General features: G+C 64.2%; 12 protein-coding genes, 1 tRNA gene and 3 rRNA genes. 7 read left to right on the forward strand and 9 right to left on the reverse strand.

The window, feature by feature from the left end; translation table 11 throughout:
• The first annotated feature begins 42 nt into the window (after positions 1 to 42).
• Complete coding sequence (locus GR168_RS16685) at positions 43 to 936, forward strand: alpha/beta fold hydrolase (RefSeq protein ID WP_159371262.1); 894 nt, start codon at positions 43 to 45, stop codon at positions 934 to 936.
• 10 nt (positions 937 to 946) lie between these two features.
• Here the strand turns inward: GR168_RS16685 and GR168_RS16690 are convergent, their stop codons facing one another.
• Positions 947 to 1,546 carry an MSMEG_1061 family FMN-dependent PPOX-type flavoprotein gene (locus GR168_RS16690; RefSeq protein WP_159371263.1) on the reverse strand — a complete coding sequence of 200 codons (600 nt, stop codon included), beginning with the start codon at positions 1,544 to 1,546 and terminating at the stop codon, positions 947 to 949.
• 26 nt (positions 1,547 to 1,572) lie between these two features.
• Positions 1,573 to 2,214, reverse strand: a complete 642-nt coding sequence (locus tag GR168_RS16695) for a universal stress protein (protein WP_159371264.1) — start codon at positions 2,212 to 2,214, stop codon at positions 1,573 to 1,575.
• 159 nt (positions 2,215 to 2,373) lie between these two features.
• Here GR168_RS16695 and GR168_RS16700 point away from each other — a divergent pair, with 159 nt between their 5' ends.
• Complete coding sequence (locus tag GR168_RS16700) at positions 2,374 to 3,546, forward strand: histidine kinase (RefSeq protein WP_065631570.1); 1,173 nt, start codon at positions 2,374 to 2,376, stop codon at positions 3,544 to 3,546.
• Positions 3,543 to 4,229, forward strand: a complete 687-nt coding sequence (locus tag GR168_RS16705; protein WP_159371265.1) for a response regulator transcription factor — start codon at positions 3,543 to 3,545, stop codon at positions 4,227 to 4,229. Before GR168_RS16700 ends, GR168_RS16705 begins: the two co-directional genes overlap by 4 nt.
• Positions 4,230 to 4,240: 11 nt before the next feature.
• Here the strand turns inward: GR168_RS16705 and GR168_RS16710 are convergent, their stop codons facing one another.
• Positions 4,241 to 5,500: a helix-turn-helix domain-containing protein gene (locus GR168_RS16710; protein WP_159371266.1), complete on the reverse strand. Its 1,260-nt coding sequence runs from the start codon at positions 5,498 to 5,500 to the stop codon at positions 4,241 to 4,243.
• Between the two features lie 155 nt (positions 5,501 to 5,655).
• On the opposite strand from GR168_RS16710, the gene GR168_RS16715 reads away from it, so the two are divergent.
• Positions 5,656 to 7,521, forward strand: coding sequence for an NAD(P)/FAD-dependent oxidoreductase (locus tag GR168_RS16715; RefSeq protein WP_159371267.1), 1,866 nt, complete (start codon positions 5,656 to 5,658; stop codon positions 7,519 to 7,521).
• Between the two features lie 56 nt (positions 7,522 to 7,577).
• Here GR168_RS16715 and rrf read toward each other — a convergent pair.
• The 4 genes from rrf to GR168_RS16735 form a co-directional block, all read right to left on the reverse strand.
• A 5S ribosomal RNA gene (gene rrf, locus GR168_RS16720) occupies positions 7,578 to 7,694 on the reverse strand.
• Positions 7,695 to 7,808: 114 nt separating this feature from the next.
• Positions 7,809 to 10,937 (reverse strand): 23S ribosomal RNA (locus tag GR168_RS16725).
• A 454-nt stretch (positions 10,938 to 11,391) separates the two neighbouring features.
• A 16S ribosomal RNA gene (locus GR168_RS16730) occupies positions 11,392 to 12,914 on the reverse strand.
• Together the 16S, 23S and 5S rRNA genes form the textbook arrangement of a ribosomal RNA operon.
• A gap of 791 nt (positions 12,915 to 13,705) precedes the next feature.
• Positions 13,706 to 13,782: transfer RNA gene (locus GR168_RS16735), tRNA-Met, on the reverse strand.
• A 218-nt stretch (positions 13,783 to 14,000) separates the two neighbouring features.
• Here GR168_RS16735 and GR168_RS16740 point away from each other — a divergent pair.
• Positions 14,001 to 14,285: a hypothetical protein gene (locus GR168_RS16740; protein WP_058251883.1), complete on the forward strand. Its 285-nt coding sequence runs from the start codon at positions 14,001 to 14,003 to the stop codon at positions 14,283 to 14,285.
• 43 nt (positions 14,286 to 14,328) lie between these two features.
• On the opposite strand, the gene GR168_RS16745 is transcribed toward GR168_RS16740, so the two are convergent.
• Positions 14,329 to 17,319, reverse strand: coding sequence for a UPF0182 family protein (locus tag GR168_RS16745; protein WP_068970008.1), 2,991 nt, complete (start codon positions 17,317 to 17,319; stop codon positions 14,329 to 14,331).
• Between the two features lie 187 nt (positions 17,320 to 17,506).
• Here GR168_RS16745 and GR168_RS16750 point away from each other — a divergent pair, with 187 nt between their 5' ends.
• On the forward strand, positions 17,507 to 18,052 hold the full coding sequence (locus GR168_RS16750; protein ID WP_065631883.1) for a PPA1309 family protein: 546 nt from the start codon (positions 17,507 to 17,509) through the stop codon (positions 18,050 to 18,052).
• 20 nt (positions 18,053 to 18,072) lie between these two features.
• Here the strand turns inward: GR168_RS16750 and GR168_RS16755 are convergent, their stop codons facing one another.
• Entirely contained in the window at positions 18,073 to 19,137 is a 1,065-nt protein-coding gene (locus tag GR168_RS16755; RefSeq protein ID WP_203235867.1) for a PDZ domain-containing protein, read from the reverse strand.
• Positions 19,138 to 19,284: 147 nt separating this feature from the next.
• Here GR168_RS16755 and GR168_RS16760 point away from each other — a divergent pair, with 147 nt between their 5' ends.
• Positions 19,285 to 20,757 carry a zinc-dependent metalloprotease gene (locus GR168_RS16760; RefSeq protein ID WP_058251886.1) on the forward strand — a complete coding sequence of 491 codons (1,473 nt, stop codon included), beginning with the start codon at positions 19,285 to 19,287 and terminating at the stop codon, positions 20,755 to 20,757.
• Positions 20,758 to 20,805: the final 48 nt, after the last annotated feature.

Consider the following 20,805-nt stretch of genomic DNA (forward strand, 5'->3'; position numbering starts at 1 on the left):
TCTAGTATCTCGATGATCGAGTAATTTGCCGGAGGGAGTCCGATGTTCGCCAAGGTCCGCCCGACGATCGACACCTTTGCCGCCACGCCCGACGGCGCCACGTTCTTCGCCCACTACGACGCCCTCGTGCAGAGGTCGTCCGCCACACCACTCGACATCGGCAGTCGGTTCGGCACCACGCGAGTCAACAGTTTCGGACCGGCCGGGACCAGACCGGTGATTTTGCTGCCAGGCGGCGGGGCGACCTCGATGGCCTGGGTGAACGTCGCCGGCTCCCTCGCACGAACACGCCGGGTACACGCAGTCGACCTCATCAACGACGTCGGCCGTTCCCACGTGACCCGGCCCCCGGACACCGCAGGCGACCTACTCGACTGGCTGTCGTCCGTCCTCGACGGGCTCGGCGCCGCACACGTCGACCTCGCCGGCCACTCCTACGGTGCCATGCTCGCGCTGGCCTACGCGGTCGGTCCCGGCAAGGACCGGGTGGACCGGCTCGCGCTCGTCGACCCCACCTCGTCCTTCACCGGCCTGCGCACGACCTATCTCCTGCGGGCTCTGCCAGTCTTGTTGTCTCCCAACCCCGGGCGGCTCCGGCGTTTCCTCCGATGGGAGACCGGTGGGGCCGCGTTGAACCCCGACTGGCGTGACATGTACTGCGCCGGAGCCCGGTTCCCCACCGCGCCGACCGTGGTTCCGAAACGGCCCACCGATGAAGCACTCTCGGCACTGGGAGACGGCGGGTCGGTGACCGTGATAGTCGCCCCCGACAGCCGGGCGCACGATCCGAGGGTCGTCTCACGGCGTGCACGGGCATTGTTGCCCTCGGCGCGGGTGACGATGCTGCACAGCGGCAGTCATCACACTGTTCCCCTCGAACCCGCGGACGAGATCGCTGATGCACTCGTCGGCGCTTTCGACGACACCTCGGCGTAGCTCGCCGCCCTCAGTAGAGGTAGGGACGGAAGCTGTCCTCGGTGAACCGTTCGTTGCCCGCTTCGGGCATCACGCGCCGGGTGATCTCCGCGACCGAGGGCAGCGCGTCGGGTCGCCATGAGTCCGGCTTCCACAGATCGGATCGGAGAAACGCCTTGGGACAGTGATAGAACACCTCGTCGACGGTGATCTCCACCGCGAGGATCGGCCGCTTACCGCTGACCGTGAGGTCGTCGAAGTAGTCGGCGTCGTCGACGATGCGGGCGCGGCCGTTGATCCGCAGCGTGTCCCCGCGACCGGGTACGACGAAGATGGTGCCCGCGTTGGGGTTCCGGAGTATGTTCACGTAGCCGTCGACACGACGGTTGCCCGGCCGCTCGGGTATCGCGATGTGCCGGTCGTCGATGACGTGGACGACCTTGCCGGCCGGGTCGCCCTTGGGCGACACGTCGATCCGTCCGAGTTCGTCGGCGGTCGCCAGGAACACCATCGGCGACTCCGCGAGCCATTCCCGGTCGACGTCGGCGAGTGAGTTCCGCGCCTTGTCGCGGATGAGCTCCATCGGATGGCCGACGATGTCCCGCAGCCTCGACTCGTCGGTGATGTGCATCTGCACATCGTGTCACGCGGCCGTTGCTACACGGGTCGCGGTGCGGGCGCCGGCCAGGGGAAGGTCCAGGTGGTGTCGCGGACATCGTCGACCCGCGCCGCCCGTCGGCGCAGATGGACCGACCCGTCGGTGACGATCAGCGTGACGTCGGCGTCGAGGCGTCCGGCGAGACGTCGGGCGATCCAGCCCGGTCGTGTCCCACCGGTTCCGATGACGACGGCGCCGGCCTCCACACGTCGGGCTGCCCGGTGCAGGACCGACGTCGGGTCGCCGACCTCGCTCATGGTCGACACCGTCCGTGCACCGTGCCACCTCGCGAGTTCGGCGGCGGTCCGCAGGGTCTCGTCGACTCCCGCCTGACCGGAAAGCAGATAGGACTCGTCCTTGAGGGCGTCGTGGAGCGTGGTGCTCGCTTCTTTCCGACGACGCCGCGTGGCGCAGATCAGGATCAGGTCGCCGGAATCGCCGAGCAGTCGAAAGGCGACCTTCACCGCACGCAACGAGGCGTCGGTCCCGTCGACTCCGACGACGACCGGACGGCCGAACCCCGCGTGGCCCGGCACCGGTACGCCGCGCGCGTCGATCGGCGGGGCCAGGGCGGGATCTGTCGGCCCTGGTCGGGTCTCGAGGCGCTCCCAGCGCCGGGGTCGTGTCCGCAGCGTGCTCATGATGTCCTCCTCGGTCGGCGATTTCGCTGCTCACAACGTTATGGAGGCCATCGTCCCGAGTCGCCATCCCGCGGGTTGACCGGTTCTCCACCCCAGGGTGGACAGCGGAATCCACCGTGAGGCGGACGTTCGGCAGTTCTGCGGAACTATCCTGGAACGGTGACGGTCTTCACAGCGGAGATGGGCGCGGGGCTGCGCCGGCGGATCGAACGGGCGGGCGGCGACTACCCGCCGCTGTACCCCGCGGTGATCCTGTCGTCGAGCGTCGTGGTCACACTGGTGTCGACGGCACAACGTTTCCCGTTCGATCAGATCGGGTGGGTGATCGCGGCTCTGGTCCTCGCCGTGCTCTCGCTGGTGCTCGACCTGACCCTGCCGCCGACCGCGTACCCGTGCTCTGCGGTGATCACCAGTACGGTCTGCTTCCTCATGGTCCCGACGCCCACCGACGCCGCCCCACTCCAACTCGTCCTGGTGGCGGCGATCGCCGCCGCGATGTATCCCCTTCCCGGCGGACTGATCGTGACGGCGGCCTGCCTCGCCGTCATCGTGTGGTTCGGCGCCGTCGGCGGTCTCGAGTCACCGGCCATCTACGCGCTCGGCGTCGCGTGCGGTTGGCTGATCGGCTACATGATGCTGATCCAGAAGCGTCTGGCCGACAACCGGGCCCGGGTGCTCGCCGAGCGTGCCGACCGCGCCGCGAGCGACGAACGACAGCGGATCGCCCGCGAGATCCACGATGTCATCGCGCATTCCCTGTCGATCACCATGCTCAACGTCACCGGCGCCCGTCGCGTGCTCGAACAGGATCGTGACATCGAGGAGGCACTGGAGGCACTCTCCGACGCCGAACGCCAAGGCCGACAGGCGATGACCGAGATCCGCACCATCGTCCACGTACTGGGGACGACCGAGCCGACGGGAACGACGGCCCCGTCACCGGGCGCCGGAGACCTCGTCCGGCTCGTCGAGGACTACCGCAAGGCCGGCGTCGACATCGACTTCAGCCTCGTCGGCGACCTCACCGAGCTGCCACGTCCGGTCGGTGCGGCGCTGTATCGGATCACCCAGGAGTCCCTGGCCAACGTCGTCAAACACTCGGTGGCCAAGCAGGCCTCGGTCTCGGTGTCGGTGGCCGATGCAGTGGCTCTCACGGTCGAGAACCCGGCGACCGAGGATCGGCCTCGAGAATGCGACGGCACCGGTATCGAGGGAATGACCCAGCGCGCGGCACTGCTCGGCGGCACGCTCCACACATCACATCGCGCAGGCTCCTGGTCGGTACACGCGACGCTGCCGTCGCGACCGATCACCGCGGGGGCGCCCGTATGACGACGACCGCACCCACCGATCCCGCGACCGACCCGATCCGGGTTCTCCTCGTCGACGACCAGGAGCTCATCCGTACGGGCCTGCGTCGCATCCTGCGCCTGCGCGACGGCTTCGACATCGTGGGTGAGTGCGCGGACGGCTCCGGAGTCCTCGCGGGGATCGCCGAACACCGGCCCGACATCGTCCTGATGGATCTGCGGATGCGCGACGTCGACGGCATCACCGCCACCACGATGGTGCGCACCCTGCGGGTGCCGCCGCCGGTGCTGATCCTGACGACCTTCGACGACGACGCCCTGTTGTCCCGTGCCCTGCGCGCCGGAGCTGCCGGATTCGTCCTCAAGGATTCGCCGGCCGAGGCGCTGATCTGGGCGGTCCGCGCGGTGGTTCGCGACGGCGCGTTCCTCGATCCGGCGGTGACCGAACGCGTTCTCCACGGCTTCCGACGGTCGGGTCGCGAGCAGGTGAGCACCGTACCCGGGCTCACCGATCGCGAGACCGATGTCCTCCGCCTGATCGCGCGGGGCCGCACGAACGCGGAAATCGGTGCGGCGCTCGGCATCTCGCAGGTGACCGTGAAGAGCCACATCAATCACATCTTCACGAAGCTCGACCTCCGCGACCGGGCGGCGGCGATCGTGTACGCCTTCGACCGTGGGCTCGTGGTCGCCGAGTACGACTGAGCCCGTGTAGATCAGTCGTGCACGGTGGTGATCTCGGGGGCGAGCACCTCGACGTCGACCCCGTCGACGAACCGGTACGGGCCCGCCACGAGCAGACCACCGAAGTGCTTGCGCAGCCGGGACATCTCGGCCCGCACTGTGACCGTCCGGTCGTCGACGCCGAACAGGTGCATCGACATCTGGGCCGCGGTGACGCCGCCGGGCCGTCGCGCCAGGAGGGTGAGGATCTCGCCGTGCCGGGGCGAACAGCGATGGGTCCAGGCACCGCTCGCGCCTTCGACAGTGACCTCGACATTTCGGAGACCCGACGCGTCCGGCGGTACCCGCACGATCACCCGTGTGGTGGATGCGTCCGAGGTCTCCGCGACGCGCACCAACCATCCGCCGGGCAACGCCTCGACGTCGCACTCCCCCAGCGCATTCACGAAGATCCGGCCGGGGCCGAGCCGCGGCGGCAGGATCAGTCGCGATCGCGGAGACACGGTGTCCACGGCGGCGACCCACCCGTCGGTGTCGACCGCCAACGCTGGGCCGGGCATGCGGGCGAGGATCGGCGCGGCCACCGCCCGCAACGAATCGAGTCGTCGGTGGTGGCTCTCGCGTAGTTGTGATTCGGCCAGCCGGGCGACCGCATGCACCAGCGCCAAGGTGGTCGGATGGATGGTGGCGGCCGGACCACTCACATCGACCACCCCCAACATCTCACCGGTCCGCGGGTCCTTGATCGGTGCACCGGTACAGGTCCACGAATGATGACTGCGCACGAAGTGCTCGGCCGAGAACACCTGCACCGAACGACCGGACATCAGTGCCGTACCGATCGCGTTGGTCCCCACCGAGCCCTCGGCCCAGTCGGCACCCTCGACGAATCCGAGAGTGTCCGCGCGCGTGAGCACCTTCGACGACCCGCTCCGCCACAGCACGTGCCCGTCGGCATCCGAGACGACCAGGATGTTGTCACCGTCGGCGATCAGCGAGTCGAGGCCACGTGCCAACTCGTCCACGACCTCCGCCAGGCCGGAGCGTCGGCGGCGTTCTTCGAGCTCCTCGAGCTGAAGCGTCCGTTCCCCGGCGCAGTCCACGTCCGGGTCGAGACCGGCACGTCGGAGTCGCTGCCACGAGTCGTCGATGACGCTGCGCGGACGCGCCGGCATGCGCCCGCCCGACATCGCCGCGTCGTGAACCGCGCTGAGAACGGACGCGAACTCGCGCGGATCGTCGCCGGCGTGCACCGCGGGCTCCAGCTCGGAGGCCGACTCGTAAGCGTTCATCTCTTCGATTGTGCGTCACGTCACAGACGACGACAACGTACCCCGCCCCTCGCAACCCCCTGCAACCCTTGCCGCCACCCGGCGCCGGGGCGTCTGCTGTCCACAACCCGCTGTGTTCCACATCACGTTCGCGGGGCACATCTCGAGGAGGCATCATGACTCAGACATTGGAACCGCTGGTCCATCTCGACCGCACCCCGCAGGAGCGGATGGACGCCTGGCTGCGTGAGTTCGAATCCGCACTCGCCGCAGACGACATCGCCCGCGCGACGAACGCGTTTCTGACCGACAGCTACTGGCGCGACCTGACCGCATTCACCTGGAACATCAAGACGGTGGAGGGCCACGAGCAGATCGCCGACATGCTGACCGCGCGTCTCGCGGACACCCGCCCGTCGAACTTCACCACCACTGAACCGGCCACCGACGACGGGGACGGCGTCGTCTCGGCGTTCATCGCGTTCGAGACCGCCGTCGGACGGTGTGAGGGACACCTGCGCATCCGTCGCGACGACGCCGGCACCGACGGTGGCGGGCGCGACGCCGGGGAGGACAAGGCCTGGACGCTGCTGACGACGATGCAGGAACTCAAGGGACACGAGGAGTCGGCCGGCCCGAATCGACCGCTCGGGGCGGTGCACGGTTCCGACCCCGACACCCGTTCCTGGGCGGAGAAGAAGGCCGACGAGGAACTGTCGCTCGGACGGTCGGCGCAACCGTACGTGCTCGTGATCGGCGGCGGGCAGGGCGGTATCGCGCTCGGCGCACGACTCCGCCAGCTCGGCGTGCCGTCGGTCGTCGTCGATCGCCATGACCGTCCCGGGGACCAGTGGCGCAAACGCTACAAGTCGCTGTGCCTGCACGACCCGGTTTGGTACGACCATCTCCCGTACCTGCCGTTCCCCGACAACTGGCCGGTCTTCGCACCCAAGGACAAGATCGGCGACTGGCTCGAGTTTTACACCAAGGTCATGGAGGTTCCGTACTGGAGTAAGACGACGTGTCTGTCCGCTGAGTACGACGAGGCCGAGTCACGGTGGACGGTTGAGGTCGACCGGGACGGTGAGCGCCTCACGCTCCATCCGACGCAGCTGGTCCTCGCGACCGGGATGTCCGGCAAACCTGCCGTCCCTTCGGTCCCCGGGCAGGATGTGTTCGCCGGCGAGCAACACCACTCGAGCGCACATCCCGGACCGGACGGCTACCTCGGCAAGAAGGTCGTCGTCATCGGCTCCAACAACTCCGCGCACGACATCTGCAAGGCGCTGGTGGACAACGGCGTCGACGCCACGATGGTGCAGCGCTCCTCGACCCACATCGTGAAATCCGACTCGCTGCGGTCCATCGCCCTCGGTTCCCTGTACAGCGAGGAGGCGGTCGCCTCCGGGATGACGACCAAGAAGGCTGATCTCACCTTCGCTTCGTTGCCCTACCGGATCATGCACCAGTTCCAGATACCCGTGTATGACCAGATCCGCCAACAGGACAAGGAATTCTACGAACGACTCGAGGCGGCCGGCTTCGAGCTCGACTTCGGCGACGACGACTCCGGACTCTTCATGAAGTACCTACGCCGCGGGTCCGGCTACTACATCGACGTGGGCGCGAGCGAACTCATCGCCGACGGAACGATCAAGCTGGTCCACGGTCAACTGGACCACCTCACCGAGAATTCGGTGGTGCTCGCCGACGGGACCGAGATCGACGCCGACGTGGTCGTCTACGCCACGGGGTACGGATCGATGAACGGCTGGGCCGCCGACCTCATGGGACAGGAGGTCGCCGACCGTGTCGGAAAGGTGTGGGGACTCGGTTCCGAGACGACCAAGGACCCGGGCCCCTGGGAGGGCGAACAGCGGAACATGTGGAAGCCCACCCAGCAACCGGGCCTGTGGTTCCACGGCGGAAATCTGCACCAGTCGCGCCACTATTCGCTGTATCTCGCCCTACAGCTGAAGGCGCGATATGAAGGAATCCCCACGCCCGTATACGGCTTGGCGGACGTCCACCACCTGAGCTGATCACCAATGAGAAAGGCCCCGCAACCACGAGGGTTGCGGGGCCTTTCTGAAATTGTGTTCGGCGGTGTCCTACTCTCCCACACTGATTAGGGTGCAGTACCATTGGCGCTGGAGGGCTTAGCTTCCGGGTTCGGAATGGGGCCGGGCGTTTCCCCTCCGCTATAGCCGCCGTAACTCTGTGAAACAACTGTCACACAACAGTGTTTATTTGTTTGTTGTGTGTTGTTTCAGAAGTACATAGTGGATGCGAACACACCAAAACCGTGTTTGGTGATGTTGTGGGTGTTGTTGGTAAGTCCTCGGCCGATTAGTACCAGTCACCTGAACACATTGCTGTGCGTACAGTTCTGGCCTATCAACCCCATGGTCTGTGGGGGGCCTTAACCCCGCGAAGGGGGTGAGAAACCTCATCTTGGAACAGGCTTCCCGCTTAGATGCTTTCAGCGGTTATCCCTTCCGAACGTAGCTAACCAGCAGTGCCCCTGGCGGGACAACTGGCACACCAGAGGTTCGTCCGTCCCGGTCCTCTCGTACTAGGGACAGGTTTCCTCAAGTTTCTTACGCGCGCGGCGGATAGAGACCGAACTGTCTCACGACGTTCTAAACCCAGCTCGCGTGCCGCTTTAATGGGCGAACAGCCCAACCCTTGGGACCTACTCCAGCCCCAGGATGCGACGAGCCGACATCGAGGTGCCAAACCATCCCGTCGATATGGACTCTTGGGGAAGATCAGCCTGTTATCCCCGGGGTACCTTTTATCCGTTGAGCGACACCGCTTCCACTTGCCGGTGCCGGATCACTAGTCCCGACTTTCGTCCCTGCTCGACATGTACGTCTCACAGTCAAGCTCCCTTGTGCACTTACACTCAACACCTGATTGCCAACCAGGCTGAGGGAACCTTTGGGCGCCTCCGTTACCTTTTAGGAGGCAACCGCCCCAGTTAAACTACCCACCAGGCACTGTCCCTGAACCCGATCAGGGTCCGAGGTTAGAAGTCCAATACGATCAGAGTGGTATTTCAACAACGACTCCATGAACACTGGCGTGCCCACTTCACAGTCTCCCACCTATCCTACACAAACCGAACCGAACACCAATACCAAGCTATAGTGAAGGTCCCGGGGTCTTTTCGTCCTGCCGCGCGTAACGAGCATCTTTACTCGTACTGCAATTTCGCCGAGTCTGTGGTTGAGACAGCAGAGAAGTCGTTACGCCATTCGTGCAGGTCGGAACTTACCCGACAAGGAATTTCGCTACCTTAGGATGGTTATAGTTACCACCGCCGTTTACTGGGGCTTAAATTCTCAGCTTCACCACCGAAGTGATTAACCGGTCCTCTTAACCTTCCAGCACCGGGCAGGCGTCAGTCCGTATACATCGTCTTACGACTTCGCACGGACCTGTGTTTTTAGTAAACAGTCGCTTCTCTCTGGTCTCTGCGACCCACACCAGCTCAGACCGAAAAGATCGTCACCAGGATGGGTCCCCCTTCTCCCGAAGTTACGGGGGCATTTTGCCGAGTTCCTTAACCACAGTTCTCTCGATCGCCTTAGTATTCTCTACCTGACCACCTGTGTTGGTTTGGGGTACGGGCCGTGTACCAACTCACTAGAGGCTTTTCTCGGCAGCATAGGATCATGGAATTCGCCACAACGGCTACGCATCACCTCTCAGGCTATGTGAGTGACGGATTTGCCTATCACTCGCCCTACAGGCTTACACCAGTACAACCACTGACTGGCCCCACTACCTTCCTGCGTCACCCCATCGCTTGCCTACTACCAGCCAAGGTCCCATGCATCACCCCACTCGGCACCCGAAGGTGCTCCCGGGGGATCAGGATGGTTAGTACAACTGATTCAGCATGGGCGCGGATACACGGGTACGGGAATATCAACCCGTTGTCCATCGACTACGCCTGTCGGCCTCGCCTTAGGTCCCGACTCACCCTGGGCGGATTAGCCTGGCCCAGGAACCCTTGGTCATTCGGCGGCAGAGTTTCTCACTCTGCTTTCGCTACTCATGCCTGCATTCTCACTCCCACACCCTCCACACCTGGATCACTCCGGCGCTTCCACGGATGCAGGACGCTCCCCTACCCACCCACACACCTGGTCGACCCTCCATAGAAGATCGACGGGCTAACGTGTGAGTGCCGCGGCTTCGGCGGTGTACTTGAGCCCCGCTACATTGTCGGCGCAGGATCACTTGACCAGTGAGCTATTACGCACTCTTTCAAGGGTGGCTGCTTCTAAGCCAACCTCCTGGTTGTCTTCGCGACCCCACATCCTTTTCCACTTAGTACACGCTTAGGGGCCTTAGCCGGCGATCTGGGCTGTTTCCCTCTCGACTACGAACCTTATCGCCCGCAGTCTCACTGCCACACTCTCACTTACCGGCATTCGGAGTTTGGCTGACGTCAGTAACCCTGTGGGGCCCATCGGCCATCCAGTAGCTCTACCTCCAGTAAGAAACATGTGACGCTGCACCTAAATGCATTTCGGGGAGAACCAGCTATCACGGAGTTTGATTGGCCTTTCACCCCTACCCACAACTCATCCCCTCCATTTTCAACTGAAGTGGGTTCGGGCCTCCACGACGTCTTACCGACGCTTCACCCTGGCCATGGGTAGATCACTCCGCTTCGGGTCTAGACCCGGCGACTCTATCGCCCTATTCAGACTCGCTTTCGCTACGGCTACCCCACACGGGTTAACCTCGCCACCGAGCACTAACTCGCAGGCTCATTCTTCAAAAGGCACGCCATCACCCGCCCCGAAGGCACAGGCTTTGACGGATTGTAAGCGTCCGGTTTCAGGTACTATTTCACTCCCCTCCCGGGGTACTTTTCACCTTTCCCTCACGGTACTAGTCCGCTATCGGTCACCAGGAAGTATTCAGGCTTACCGGGTGGTCCCGGCAGATTCACAGCAGATTCCACGAGCCCGCTGCTACTTGGGGACACCGTCACGCAAGACCATGTGTTTTCAGCTACCGGACTCTCACCGACTACGGCAGACCATTCCAGGCCACTTCACCTAACACACAGCTTTTTGACTCACGCTTCCACAGGCAGATGGAAGAAGACGAACCCCACAACCCCACACACACAACCCCTACCCGGTATCACATGCGCATGGTTTAGCCTCCTCCGCTTTCGCTCGCCACTACTCACGGAATCACAATTGTTTTCTCTTCCTATGGGTACTGAGATGTTTCACTTCCCCACGTTCCCCCCACACAGCCTATACATTCAGCTGGTGGTAACACGACATCACTCGTGCTGGGTTTCCCCATTCGGACACCCTCGGATCACAGCTCGTTTGACAACTCCCCGAGGACTATCGCGGCCTACCACGTCCTTCATCGGCTCCTGGTACCAAGGCATCCACCGAACGCCCTTACACACTTACAACAACACCTACAAACAACCCCCCACCCACAACCAGCACAAGGCCAGCCATGAACGAGGATCGAATGTAGACACCACAAAACACTACAATTTCTGCTAAATCACAGACCAGCACTCCAACAACAGTCGAAGCATTGGTTTGAAATAAAGATGCTCGCATCCACTATGCACTTCTCAAACAACACACACCCACCACCGTGCACGCGCTCCCGCGACCATCACAGTCACGATCACCACCCGCACCCCAGTCATGAGCTAGGTCAGAGACAACACGCGTGTGTTCTCTCAGAACCCCGATAGCGTGACAATGAACCCGCCAGCCCTCACGGACCCGCGGTGACCCCCGATCCCTCTACCGGTGTAGAAGAAGTGAGCCTGTCTGATGTTTCACCCTCGAACACACACCCACCGCACAGACATACGCCGGCAGAAATGGGTGATGTTGTGTGCTCCTTAGAAAGGAGGTGATCCAGCCGCACCTTCCGGTACGGCTACCTTGTTACGACTTCGTCCCAATCGCCGATCCCACCTTCGACAGCTCCCTCCCACAAGGGGTTAGGCCACCGGCTTCGGGTGTTACCGACTTTCATGACGTGACGGGCGGTGTGTACAAGGCCCGGGAACGTATTCACCGCAGCGTTGCTGATCTGCGATTACTAGCGACTCCGACTTCATGGGGTCGAGTTGCAGACCCCAATCCGAACTGAGACTGGCTTTAAGGGATTCGCTCCACCTCACGGTATCGCAGCCCTCTGTACCAGCCATTGTAGCATGTGTGAAGCCCTGGACATAAGGGGCATGATGACTTGACGTCATCCCCACCTTCCTCCGAGTTGACCCCGGCAGTCTCCTGCAAGTCCCCGGCATAACCCGCTGGCAATACAGGACAAGGGTTGCGCTCGTTGCGGGACTTAACCCAACATCTCACGACACGAGCTGACGACAGCCATGCACCACCTGTACACCAACCACAAGGGAACGACTATCTCTAGCCGCGTCTGGTGTATGTCAAACCCAGGTAAGGTTCTTCGCGTTGCATCGAATTAATCCACATGCTCCGCCGCTTGTGCGGGCCCCCGTCAATTCCTTTGAGTTTTAGCCTTGCGGCCGTACTCCCCAGGCGGGGTACTTAATGCGTTAGCTACGGCACGGATCCCGTGAAAAGGAACCCACACCTAGTACCCACCGTTTACGGCGTGGACTACCAGGGTATCTAATCCTGTTCGCTACCCACGCTTTCGCTCCTCAGCGTCAGTTACTACCCAGAGACCCGCCTTCGCCACCGGTGTTCCTCCTGATATCTGCGCATTTCACCGCTACACCAGGAATTCCAGTCTCCCCTGTAGTACTCAAGTCTGCCCGTATCGCCTGCACGCCTGCAATTGAGTTGCAGAATTTCACAGACGACGCGACAAACCGCCTACGAGCTCTTTACGCCCAGTAATTCCGGACAACGCTCGCACCCTACGTATTACCGCGGCTGCTGGCACGTAGTTGGCCGGTGCTTCTTCTCCAGGTACCGTCACTTCCGCTTCGTCCCTGGTGAAAGAGGTTTACAACCCGAAGGCCGTCATCCCTCACGCGGCGTCGCTGCATCAGGCTTGCGCCCATTGTGCAATATTCCCCACTGCTGCCTCCCGTAGGAGTCTGGGCCGTGTCTCAGTCCCAGTGTGGCCGATCACCCTCTCAGGTCGGCTACCCGTCGTCGCCTTGGTAGGCCATTACCCCACCAACAAGCTGATAGGCCGCGGGCCCATCCCACACCGCAAAAGCTTTCCACCAACCACCATGCGACAGTTGGTCATATCCGGTATTAGACCCAGTTTCCCAGGCTTATCCCAGAGTGCAGGGCAGATCACCCACGTGTTACTCACCCGTTCGCCACTCGAGTACCCAGCAAGCTGGGCCTTTCCGTTCGACTTGCATGTGTTAAGCACGCCGCCAGCGTTCGTCCTGAGCCAGGATCAAACTCTCCATGAAAAAACAGTGAAACAAAACCAACCCCACAAGGGCCGGCGTTTCAACACAATCAGGAAAGCACAACCTGACCAAAATAAACCTAGCAAAATGTGACACCCAGGACGGGGCCCGGACGTCACACAAAAACAAACATCTACATCCACAAAAGATGCACGATGCCAAAAATTGGCATCAGACAATTCATCATCACACTATCGAGTTCTCAAAGAACACACACCCACCAGCTACCCACCCCAAATCAGGGCTCTCACCAGCAGACTTCGTATTCAACCTTGCCAGCCACCCCGTCTCCGGGGCAACTCTTCCAGCCTACCAGACCCCACCCGCAGCCCGCAACCCCGAAGAATTCCGAACCACTGAAAGACCCAGCAACCCCAAACACTCTACCCGAGCCACAACGACTCAAGCCAAAACATTCAGGGGCGGCCAGCCAAGAAACCCGGTCTCCACTCCCCACCATCAGACCCTTCCAGGTCTTCCGGGGCGGCGCCGTGGCTCGCTGACTCGACATAAGTTACGCACCGCCGTACCCGTCGTCAAATCGCCTGGTCAGAGTGGGTACAACGCTCGATGCGACGACCTGGGAGTGCAGATTTCGCAGACTGTTCGGTCGGCAAGCCGGCCGCGACGGTGCCACGGGGACCGACCAGAGCGGATGATCCGCCCGCCGATGCGGCCGCATCCGGGCCTGCCCGGTTGGGTTCCCGAAGCGTCGGGCTTGTCCCGCCTACGACAGGACCGCACATAGCAAGAACCCCCGCCCGGGCGTCCCGGGCGGGGGTTCTTGGTGTTGGTAGCGGGGACAGGATTTGAACCTGCGACCTCTGGGTTATGAGCCCAGCGAGCTACCGAGCTGCTCCACCCCGCGTTGGTGAACACAACGTTACACACCGGTTTGTCAGCGATGCAAATCGGTACTCCAACCCCATCCGACCTGGGAAAACGTCAGTGACGGCAGTCACTCGCACCTCTATAGCCCCAGGTGACGTGACGACTCGAATCGCCCGCCCGTCGCCGCGGTGCAATGTGATGCCAGTCACATCAGGCGTACACTCGGCTCACGAGACGCCCCGCCGAGGAGGAACCATGAACACCCACCGCTTCCACCACGAGAGCCACGGGAACCATCCGATGAGTTTCGTCGGGTTCGTCTTGGCACTGACCGGATTCGCCATGGCCGCGCTCTGGCTGGTCCACATGGCGGTCGGGAATGTCGGCCCCGCGATCATCTGCGGCCTGCTGATGGTCGCGGCTTTCACGACGGCGGTGTCGATCTTTTTCTCGCTGGGCCACCGGCACCACCACAGCCCGGTGCTCCCCGACAACACCCCCAACGAAACCGAGCGCTACCTGCGGAAATACCGCGGATAGCGGTATGACTCGCAGATAGCGCCCGGCCTGGGTCGTCGTTCGACTAGTTGGGAGCCGCCAGCGACTCGTAGCGGGCAACCGCCTGACTCAGCTGGTCGAGCGCCTCGCCGTACGCTGCGAAGTCGCCACTCTGCTGAGCCTGGCGTAGCGCCGTGATCGCGTCACTGATGGCGTTTGCCGCGTCGTCCCGCTCGGGCGAATCACCCTGCTGCGGAGGTTGATTCGGTGCCGGCGTGGCCGGTGCGGGCGTTCCGGCCTGGTCCGGCGCGGGCGGTGCCTGCTGATCGCCGGGGACCACTCCGGCAGCGGGCGTGATGCCGACCTGCCGCAGAGCCTCGCGGGTCGTGGGTGCATAACCGATCCCGGATACCCGGTCTGCCGATTCGAACCTCGTGATCACACGGAACAGACGGGGGAAGGCCTCTTCGCCCTGGGCCTGTGCGTACAACGGGACGACGTACAGGATGCCGTTGTCGCCCACCGGAAGCGTGAGGAGATTACCGAAGGTCACCGTCGCCGTGTTCTCGAGCGACTTCAGTGATTCCGCCACCGTTCGGTCGGTGCGCATCGGGTTGAACGCCTGCTGCGGACCGGACCGTTGGGAGTTGCTGGGCAACTGCTTGACCGTCATCTGACCGTAGTTCTCGGGATTCGACGACACGGTCACATAGGCGCCCAGGATCGGTCGGTTGAGTCGCGTCAGCACCGAGGTCAGCTGGAACGTCGGCTCACCGCTCTCCGGATCCGAGGCCACGAAGTAGTACGGGGGCTGGTCCAGTCCGCGCTGCTCGGCGTCCGGGTCCGTCGGATCGGAGGGCACCGACCAGAAGTCGCTCGCCTGGAAGAACGTCTGGGGCGAATCGACGTGGTAGCGGGTCAGCAGCGACCGCTGGATCTTGAAGATGTCCTCGGGGTAGCGGACGTGATCCCGCAGGGAGGTCTGCGCGTCGAAGTCGGCGCGGGACTTGACCGTGTCGGGAAAGACCTCCATCCACGTCTTCAGCACCGGGTCATCGGTGTCGAACTGATACAGCTCGACCTCGCCGGTGTAGGCATCGACGGTCGCCTTCACCGAGTTGCGCACGTAGGACACGGTCTTGTTGATCTGCGTCCGACCGGTCTGCCCCGGGTTGAGGTCCTGGGCGTCGGCGGTCGCGCTCTGCAACGACGTGGGCTGCGAGTACGGGTAGTCGTCGAGGGTGGTGTAACCGTCGACGATCCACTTGATCGAGCCGTCCTCCATCACCGCGGGGTACGTCTTCGAATCGACCGTCAGCCACGGTGCGACCTGTTCGACGCGGTCCCGGGGATCGCGGTTGTAGATGATCTTCGATGCCGAGTTGATCTCGCCCGACAGCAGGAAGTTCCGCTCGGCGTACTTGCCGGCATAGAGGACTCGGGAGAACCAGTTGCCGAGCGAGACTCCCGCCGGCCCCTGGTAGGTGTACTTGTCGTCCCCGATGTCGTGTTCCCGAGCCTGCCCGTCGTCGGAACCGACGATCGCGTAGTCCGGGTCGATCTTCGCGAGCAGTTCGCCGAAGTAGATCCGCGGCTGTGACACCTTGATCGGGGCGTCTCGCTTGTACTCCTCGGTCTGGTAGTTCGAGGTGTCGCTGACGTAGTAGAACGGATCGCCGCCACCGTCGACGTTGTTGACGTCCGTCGACTCCTTCACCCGGTTGGCCGGGGCGGCGACGAACCCGTCGCCGTGGGTGTACACCAGGTGCTTGTTCAGCCAGTTCTGCTGGTTTTCGAGATAGCGGCTCGGATCGAGCTCGCGCACCGACACCACGAAGTCACGGAGCTCGCCGTCGATGCGATAGCGGTCAACCGCCAGCTGCGTCGGGAATCCGTAGAAGTTCTGCCGCTGCTGCTGCTGGATGAACGTCGGGGACACCACATTCGGGTCCAGGATCCGGACGTTCGACAGCGTCGGTTCATCGCTGTTCACCAGCGCCGGGTTTGCCGGCCCGGCGGTCCAGCCCGGCTGGGTGATGACCTTGTCCGGCCCGATCCCGTACGCCTCGCGGGTCGAGGTGATCGCGCGTTCTATGTACTCGGCTTCCTTCTGCGCGGCATTCGGCTTGACCGAGAACTGCTCCATCGTCAGCGGCCAGCCGACCCCGATGAGCAACGCGGAGAACAACATCAAGACGGTGGCCAGTGCCGGCACCCGCAGGTCGCGGAGCACGATCCCGGCGAAGAACGCCACCGCACAGATGATCGCGATCGCCATCAGGATGAGCTTCGACGGCAGCACCGCGTTGATGTCCGTGTAACTCGCCCCCGGGAAGATCTCGGCCTTCCGCTGACTGGACAGCAGGGTGTACCGGTCGAGCCAGTAGGCGGCCGCTTTCAGCAGTAGGAAGGTGCCCGCCAGCACCGCGAGCTGAATGCGTGCCGCGGTCGTGACCGAACCACCGCCTTGCCCCAGGCGGATACCTCCGAACAGGTAGTGCGTGACCAGGTTCGCCAGGAACGCCACCACGACCACGACGAACAGCAGGTTGAGCACGAAGCGGAAGAACGGCAGGTCGAAGGCATAGAACCCGATGTCGAGATTGAACTGAGGGTCTGTCCGACCGAACGACTGACCATGCAGGAACATCTGGACGGTCGCCCAGGACCCTTGCGCGACCAGGCCGGCCAGGGCGCCGATGATCACCGCCGGGACGATGGCGAACCAGCGGACCTTGCCCATGATGGCCGTGCGGTACCGGGCGAGCGGATCGTTCGGGCCCGCGGTCGGTACGAACACCGGGCGACTGCGGTACGCCAGGGAGACCGCCCCGAAGATGATGAGTCCGACGACGATCGTCGTGATCAGGAAGAGGATCACGCGCGTCCAGATCACCTTGGTGAAGACGCTCGAATACCCGACGTCGGAGAACCAGAGCCAGTCGGTCGCGAGACCGATCAGGCGTGGCCCGACGAGCAACAGCACCAGGACGGCCACGCCGAGCCCGATGATGATCTTGCTCCTGCGTGACAGTGTCGGCATTCCCGCCGGCCCTCGGACGCCCACCAGACCCACTCTCCAAAGCTCTCAATCCGGACACCACCCGCGCACACGTGCCTGCTGGGCGTGGTGCCCACTGTACTGGCACCACCCGGGTGACCAACTCACTCGGGGCGCCCGCTCAACGATCGCCACACCTCAGCGGTTCCCTGGCGGCGTCGCAGACTCGCGGTCGCACCGCGATCCGGGGCAGGATGAGCACGTGCCCGACCTCCCGACGACCCCACGCGCCTTCTCCACCGACGATCTCGGCAGCGCGTTGAACGAGATCATGGAACACCTCGACTCCCGTGGCTGGGGTCAGTCACCGTCCGTGTTCGCGCTGGCGCCGACCGCCCTCCTCCACGCACAGCTTCCCGAGGTGATCGCCGACGACGGTTCGGTGTTCACCCCGGTGGAGGAAGACGTCGACGACCTCGACGAGTTCCTCGCCTCGGCGGTCTGGCCAGAGGAGGTCGCCGGGGCGGCGGTGAGTATGGAGATCGTCATCGCCGATCCCGAAGACGACGACGACCGGACGCCCCGCTTCGAGGTCACCGACACCGGCGATCACCATCCGGGCGAGGAGGTTGCGCGGCTGGTGGTCGGGGTGCTGCGCACCGGCGCCGATCTCGCGCTCATGCGCCTTCGACCCGAACCCGACGGGGAACCCGAACTGCTGACCCACCCGCAACTGGCACTCGAACTGCGGGCCGCGCTGCGCGACACCTTCGCTCCCGATCTACCGGAGTCGTCCGACCGGGGCTGACGCGGCAGTCCTGGCAAGCCTCAGCAGCTCGGCGCCGGACGGCCCGCGCCGACCGCGTTCAGCGCGTCGACAGCGCCCTCGAGGGTGTCGACCTTCACCAGCTCCAATCCGTCCGGTCGCTCCGAGACCGCCTCGGCACAGTTGCGGGCCGGGACCAGGAAGACCGTCGCGCCGGCGTCGCGGGCGGCCCGGGTCTTGTGCGTGATCCCACCGATGGGACCCACAACCCCCTCGTCGGTGATCGTGCCGGTGCCCGCGATGAACTTGCCGGAGGTCAGCTCGCCGGGACTCAGCTGGTCGATGACCGCGAGTGCCAGCATCATCCCCGCCGACGGTCCCCCGATGTCCCCCACGTTGTAGGTGACCTCGAGGCGCGGATCGGCATCGACCACCTCCGGAACGACGCCCAAGTATCCGGCCTCGGAGTCGGCCGGATGCGTGCCGAGGGTCACCGACACGGTCTGCCGGGCACCGGCGCGGACGATCTCGATGGGCAGGACGGTCCCCGGCGGATTGTCGCCGACGACCTTCCGCAGCTGCTCACCCGTTTCCACCGGCACGCCGCCGGCCGCCACGACCTCGTCGCCGGCGCGCAGCACGTCGACCGCGGGCCCGTCGGGTGCGACGCTCGCGATGCGCAACGCGGTGGGACGATCGAGGTAACGGAGCGCGGCGACCGTCGCGTTCTCCTCTGACCCCGCCATCTGCTGCGCGTTCTCCTCCTGAACCTGCTCGGTGGTGCGGTCGGGCGGATAGACCTGGTCGCGCGGCGTCAGCGAGTAGGTGCCCGACACCCACATGCCCAGGGCGTCGAACAGCGAGATCCCGTCCCGCACCGAGACGGTGGTGAGGTTGAGGTGGCCGGTCGTCGGATCGGTCGGCGCACCGTCGATCTGCACGACCTTGCGCTCCACCACCGCCCCGTCGTCCTCCACCTTCGTCGTACCGAGGGTGTTGAGCGTGGGTCCGGGCCCGAGCGCGGCGTAGGGCACCTGCACCTGCGTGCCGAGCACCAGCAACGCCAGCAGGACCACGGTGGAGACCGCGGCCGCGGCGATTCTCCGGAATCGGGGGCTCGAACTCATTCCGCACACGATAGTGCCCCGCAGCGACCACGAGTCGGATGCGCGGAGGCAACCAGTCGGCTGCGCCGAGGCGACCATGAGCCGACTACGCGCAGGGCGAACAGTCGTCGCCGTTTGCGGGCCTCACCGGGCGGTACGGTGGAACCCATGAGTGATCTGCCCTTCGGCTTCTCGTCGTCCGGTGACGGCGATGACGACCGCGACAAGAACAGCGGTGACAAGAACAAGCCGGGCGACAATCCCGGTGGCAACCCGTTCGGCGGGGCCAACCCGTTCGGATTCGGGGGCGGGCAGGGGTTCGGCGGCGGTCCCGGCGGCGACTTCGACCCCTCGAAGTTCGATCCCAACATGATCGGCCAGATGTTCTCGCAACTGGGCAACATGTTCAGCGGTATGGGCGCGGGCATGGCGGGCGGCGGAAACGGTCCGGTGAACTACTCGGTCGCGACCAATCTCGCCCGGCAGCAGATCGGTTCGTTCACCCCGATCCTCGAGAAGGAGATCTCGGCCTCGGCCGACGCGGTCCGGCTCGCCGACGTCTGGCTCGACGACGCGACGAATTTCCCCAGCGGCGTCACCCAGACGGTGGCGTGGACACCGGTCCAATGGCTCGAGGAGTCGATGGACACGTGGAAGGGTTTGTGCGACCCGGTCGCCGAGCAGCTGGCCCGAACCTGGCAGGACAACCTCCCCGCCGAGGCGGCCCAGTTCGCCGGCCCGATGATCGGGATGCTGACCCAGATGAGCGGCATGGCGTTCGGCACCCAGCTCGGACAGGGGCTCGGTCAGCTCGCCAAGGAGGTGCTGACGTCGACCGACGTCGGGCTGCCGCTGGCGCCCGAGGGGATCGCCGTCCTGCTCCCCGAGGCGATCGCCAAGTTCGCCGAGGGTCTGGAGCAGCCGGCGCAGGAGATCATCGTCTTCCTCGCCGCGCGCGAGGCCGCCCATGTGCGCCTGTTCACCCACGTCGGCTGGCTGCGTCAGCGGTTGCTGACCACCGTCGAGGAATACGCCCGCGGCATCAGTATCGATTTCAGCGGCATCACCGACGCCACCGCCGGGATCGACCCGACCCAATTGCTCTCCGACCCTTCGAAACTCGAGGAGATCATCAGTTCATCGACGTCGTTCGAGCCGACCACGACACCTGAGCAGAAAGCGGCCCTCGGCCGTCTCGAGACCCTCCTCGCCCTGATCGAGGGCTGGGTGGAGCAGGTCGTGACCCGAGCGCTCGGCGACCGGATCCCGAGTACCGGGGCACTCACCGAGACCATGCGGCGTCGGCGCGCGTCGGGCGGGCCGGCCGAGCAGACATTCGCAACCCTCGTCGGTCTCGAGCTTCGGCCCCGCAAGGTCCGCGAGGCGTCGGAGCTGTGGCGCCGCGCGCTGGAGGCCACCGACGTCGCGACCAGGGACGGCGTGTGGGCACACCCTGATCTGCTGCCGGATGCCGACGACCTCGACAACCCTGCGGGTTTCATCGACCGGCTCCTGGGCGGCGACGACCTCGACGACCCGATCGCCCAGCTCGAGAAGACCATCGCCGAGGAGAAGGCGCGCGACGCCACCGACGAGTCCCGTAACGATGACGGCGGCGAATCGGCACGAGGCGGATCGTAGGAATCCACACCACCGGTGGAACACGCCATGCTGTGGATAACCTGCTCG

This window comes from Gordonia sp. JH63 (assembly GCF_009856645.1).
GTDB classification, from domain to species: Bacteria; Actinomycetota; Actinomycetes; order Mycobacteriales; family Mycobacteriaceae; genus Gordonia; species Gordonia hongkongensis.

Coding starts and splice junctions, on each gene's coding strand:
- GR168_RS16685 (WP_159371262.1), top strand. CDS start 43: ATGTTCGCCAAGGTCCGCCCGACGATCGACACCTTTGCCGCCACGCCC.
- GR168_RS16690 (WP_159371263.1), bottom strand. CDS start 1,546: ATGCACATCACCGACGAGTCGAGGCTGCGGGACATCGTCGGCCATCCG.
- GR168_RS16695 (WP_159371264.1), bottom strand. CDS start 2,214: ATGAGCACGCTGCGGACACGACCCCGGCGCTGGGAGCGCCTCGAGACC.
- GR168_RS16705 (WP_159371265.1), top strand. CDS start 3,543: ATGACGACGACCGCACCCACCGATCCCGCGACCGACCCGATCCGGGTT.
- GR168_RS16710 (WP_159371266.1), bottom strand. CDS start 5,500: ATGAACGCTTACGAGTCGGCCTCCGAGCTGGAGCCCGCGGTGCACGCC.
- GR168_RS16715 (WP_159371267.1), top strand. CDS start 5,656: ATGACTCAGACATTGGAACCGCTGGTCCATCTCGACCGCACCCCGCAG.
- GR168_RS16740 (WP_058251883.1), top strand. CDS start 14,001: ATGAACACCCACCGCTTCCACCACGAGAGCCACGGGAACCATCCGATG.
- GR168_RS16755 (WP_203235867.1), bottom strand. CDS start 19,137: ATGAGTTCGAGCCCCCGATTCCGGAGAATCGCCGCGGCCGCGGTCTCC.
- GR168_RS16760 (WP_058251886.1), top strand. CDS start 19,285: ATGAGTGATCTGCCCTTCGGCTTCTCGTCGTCCGGTGACGGCGATGAC.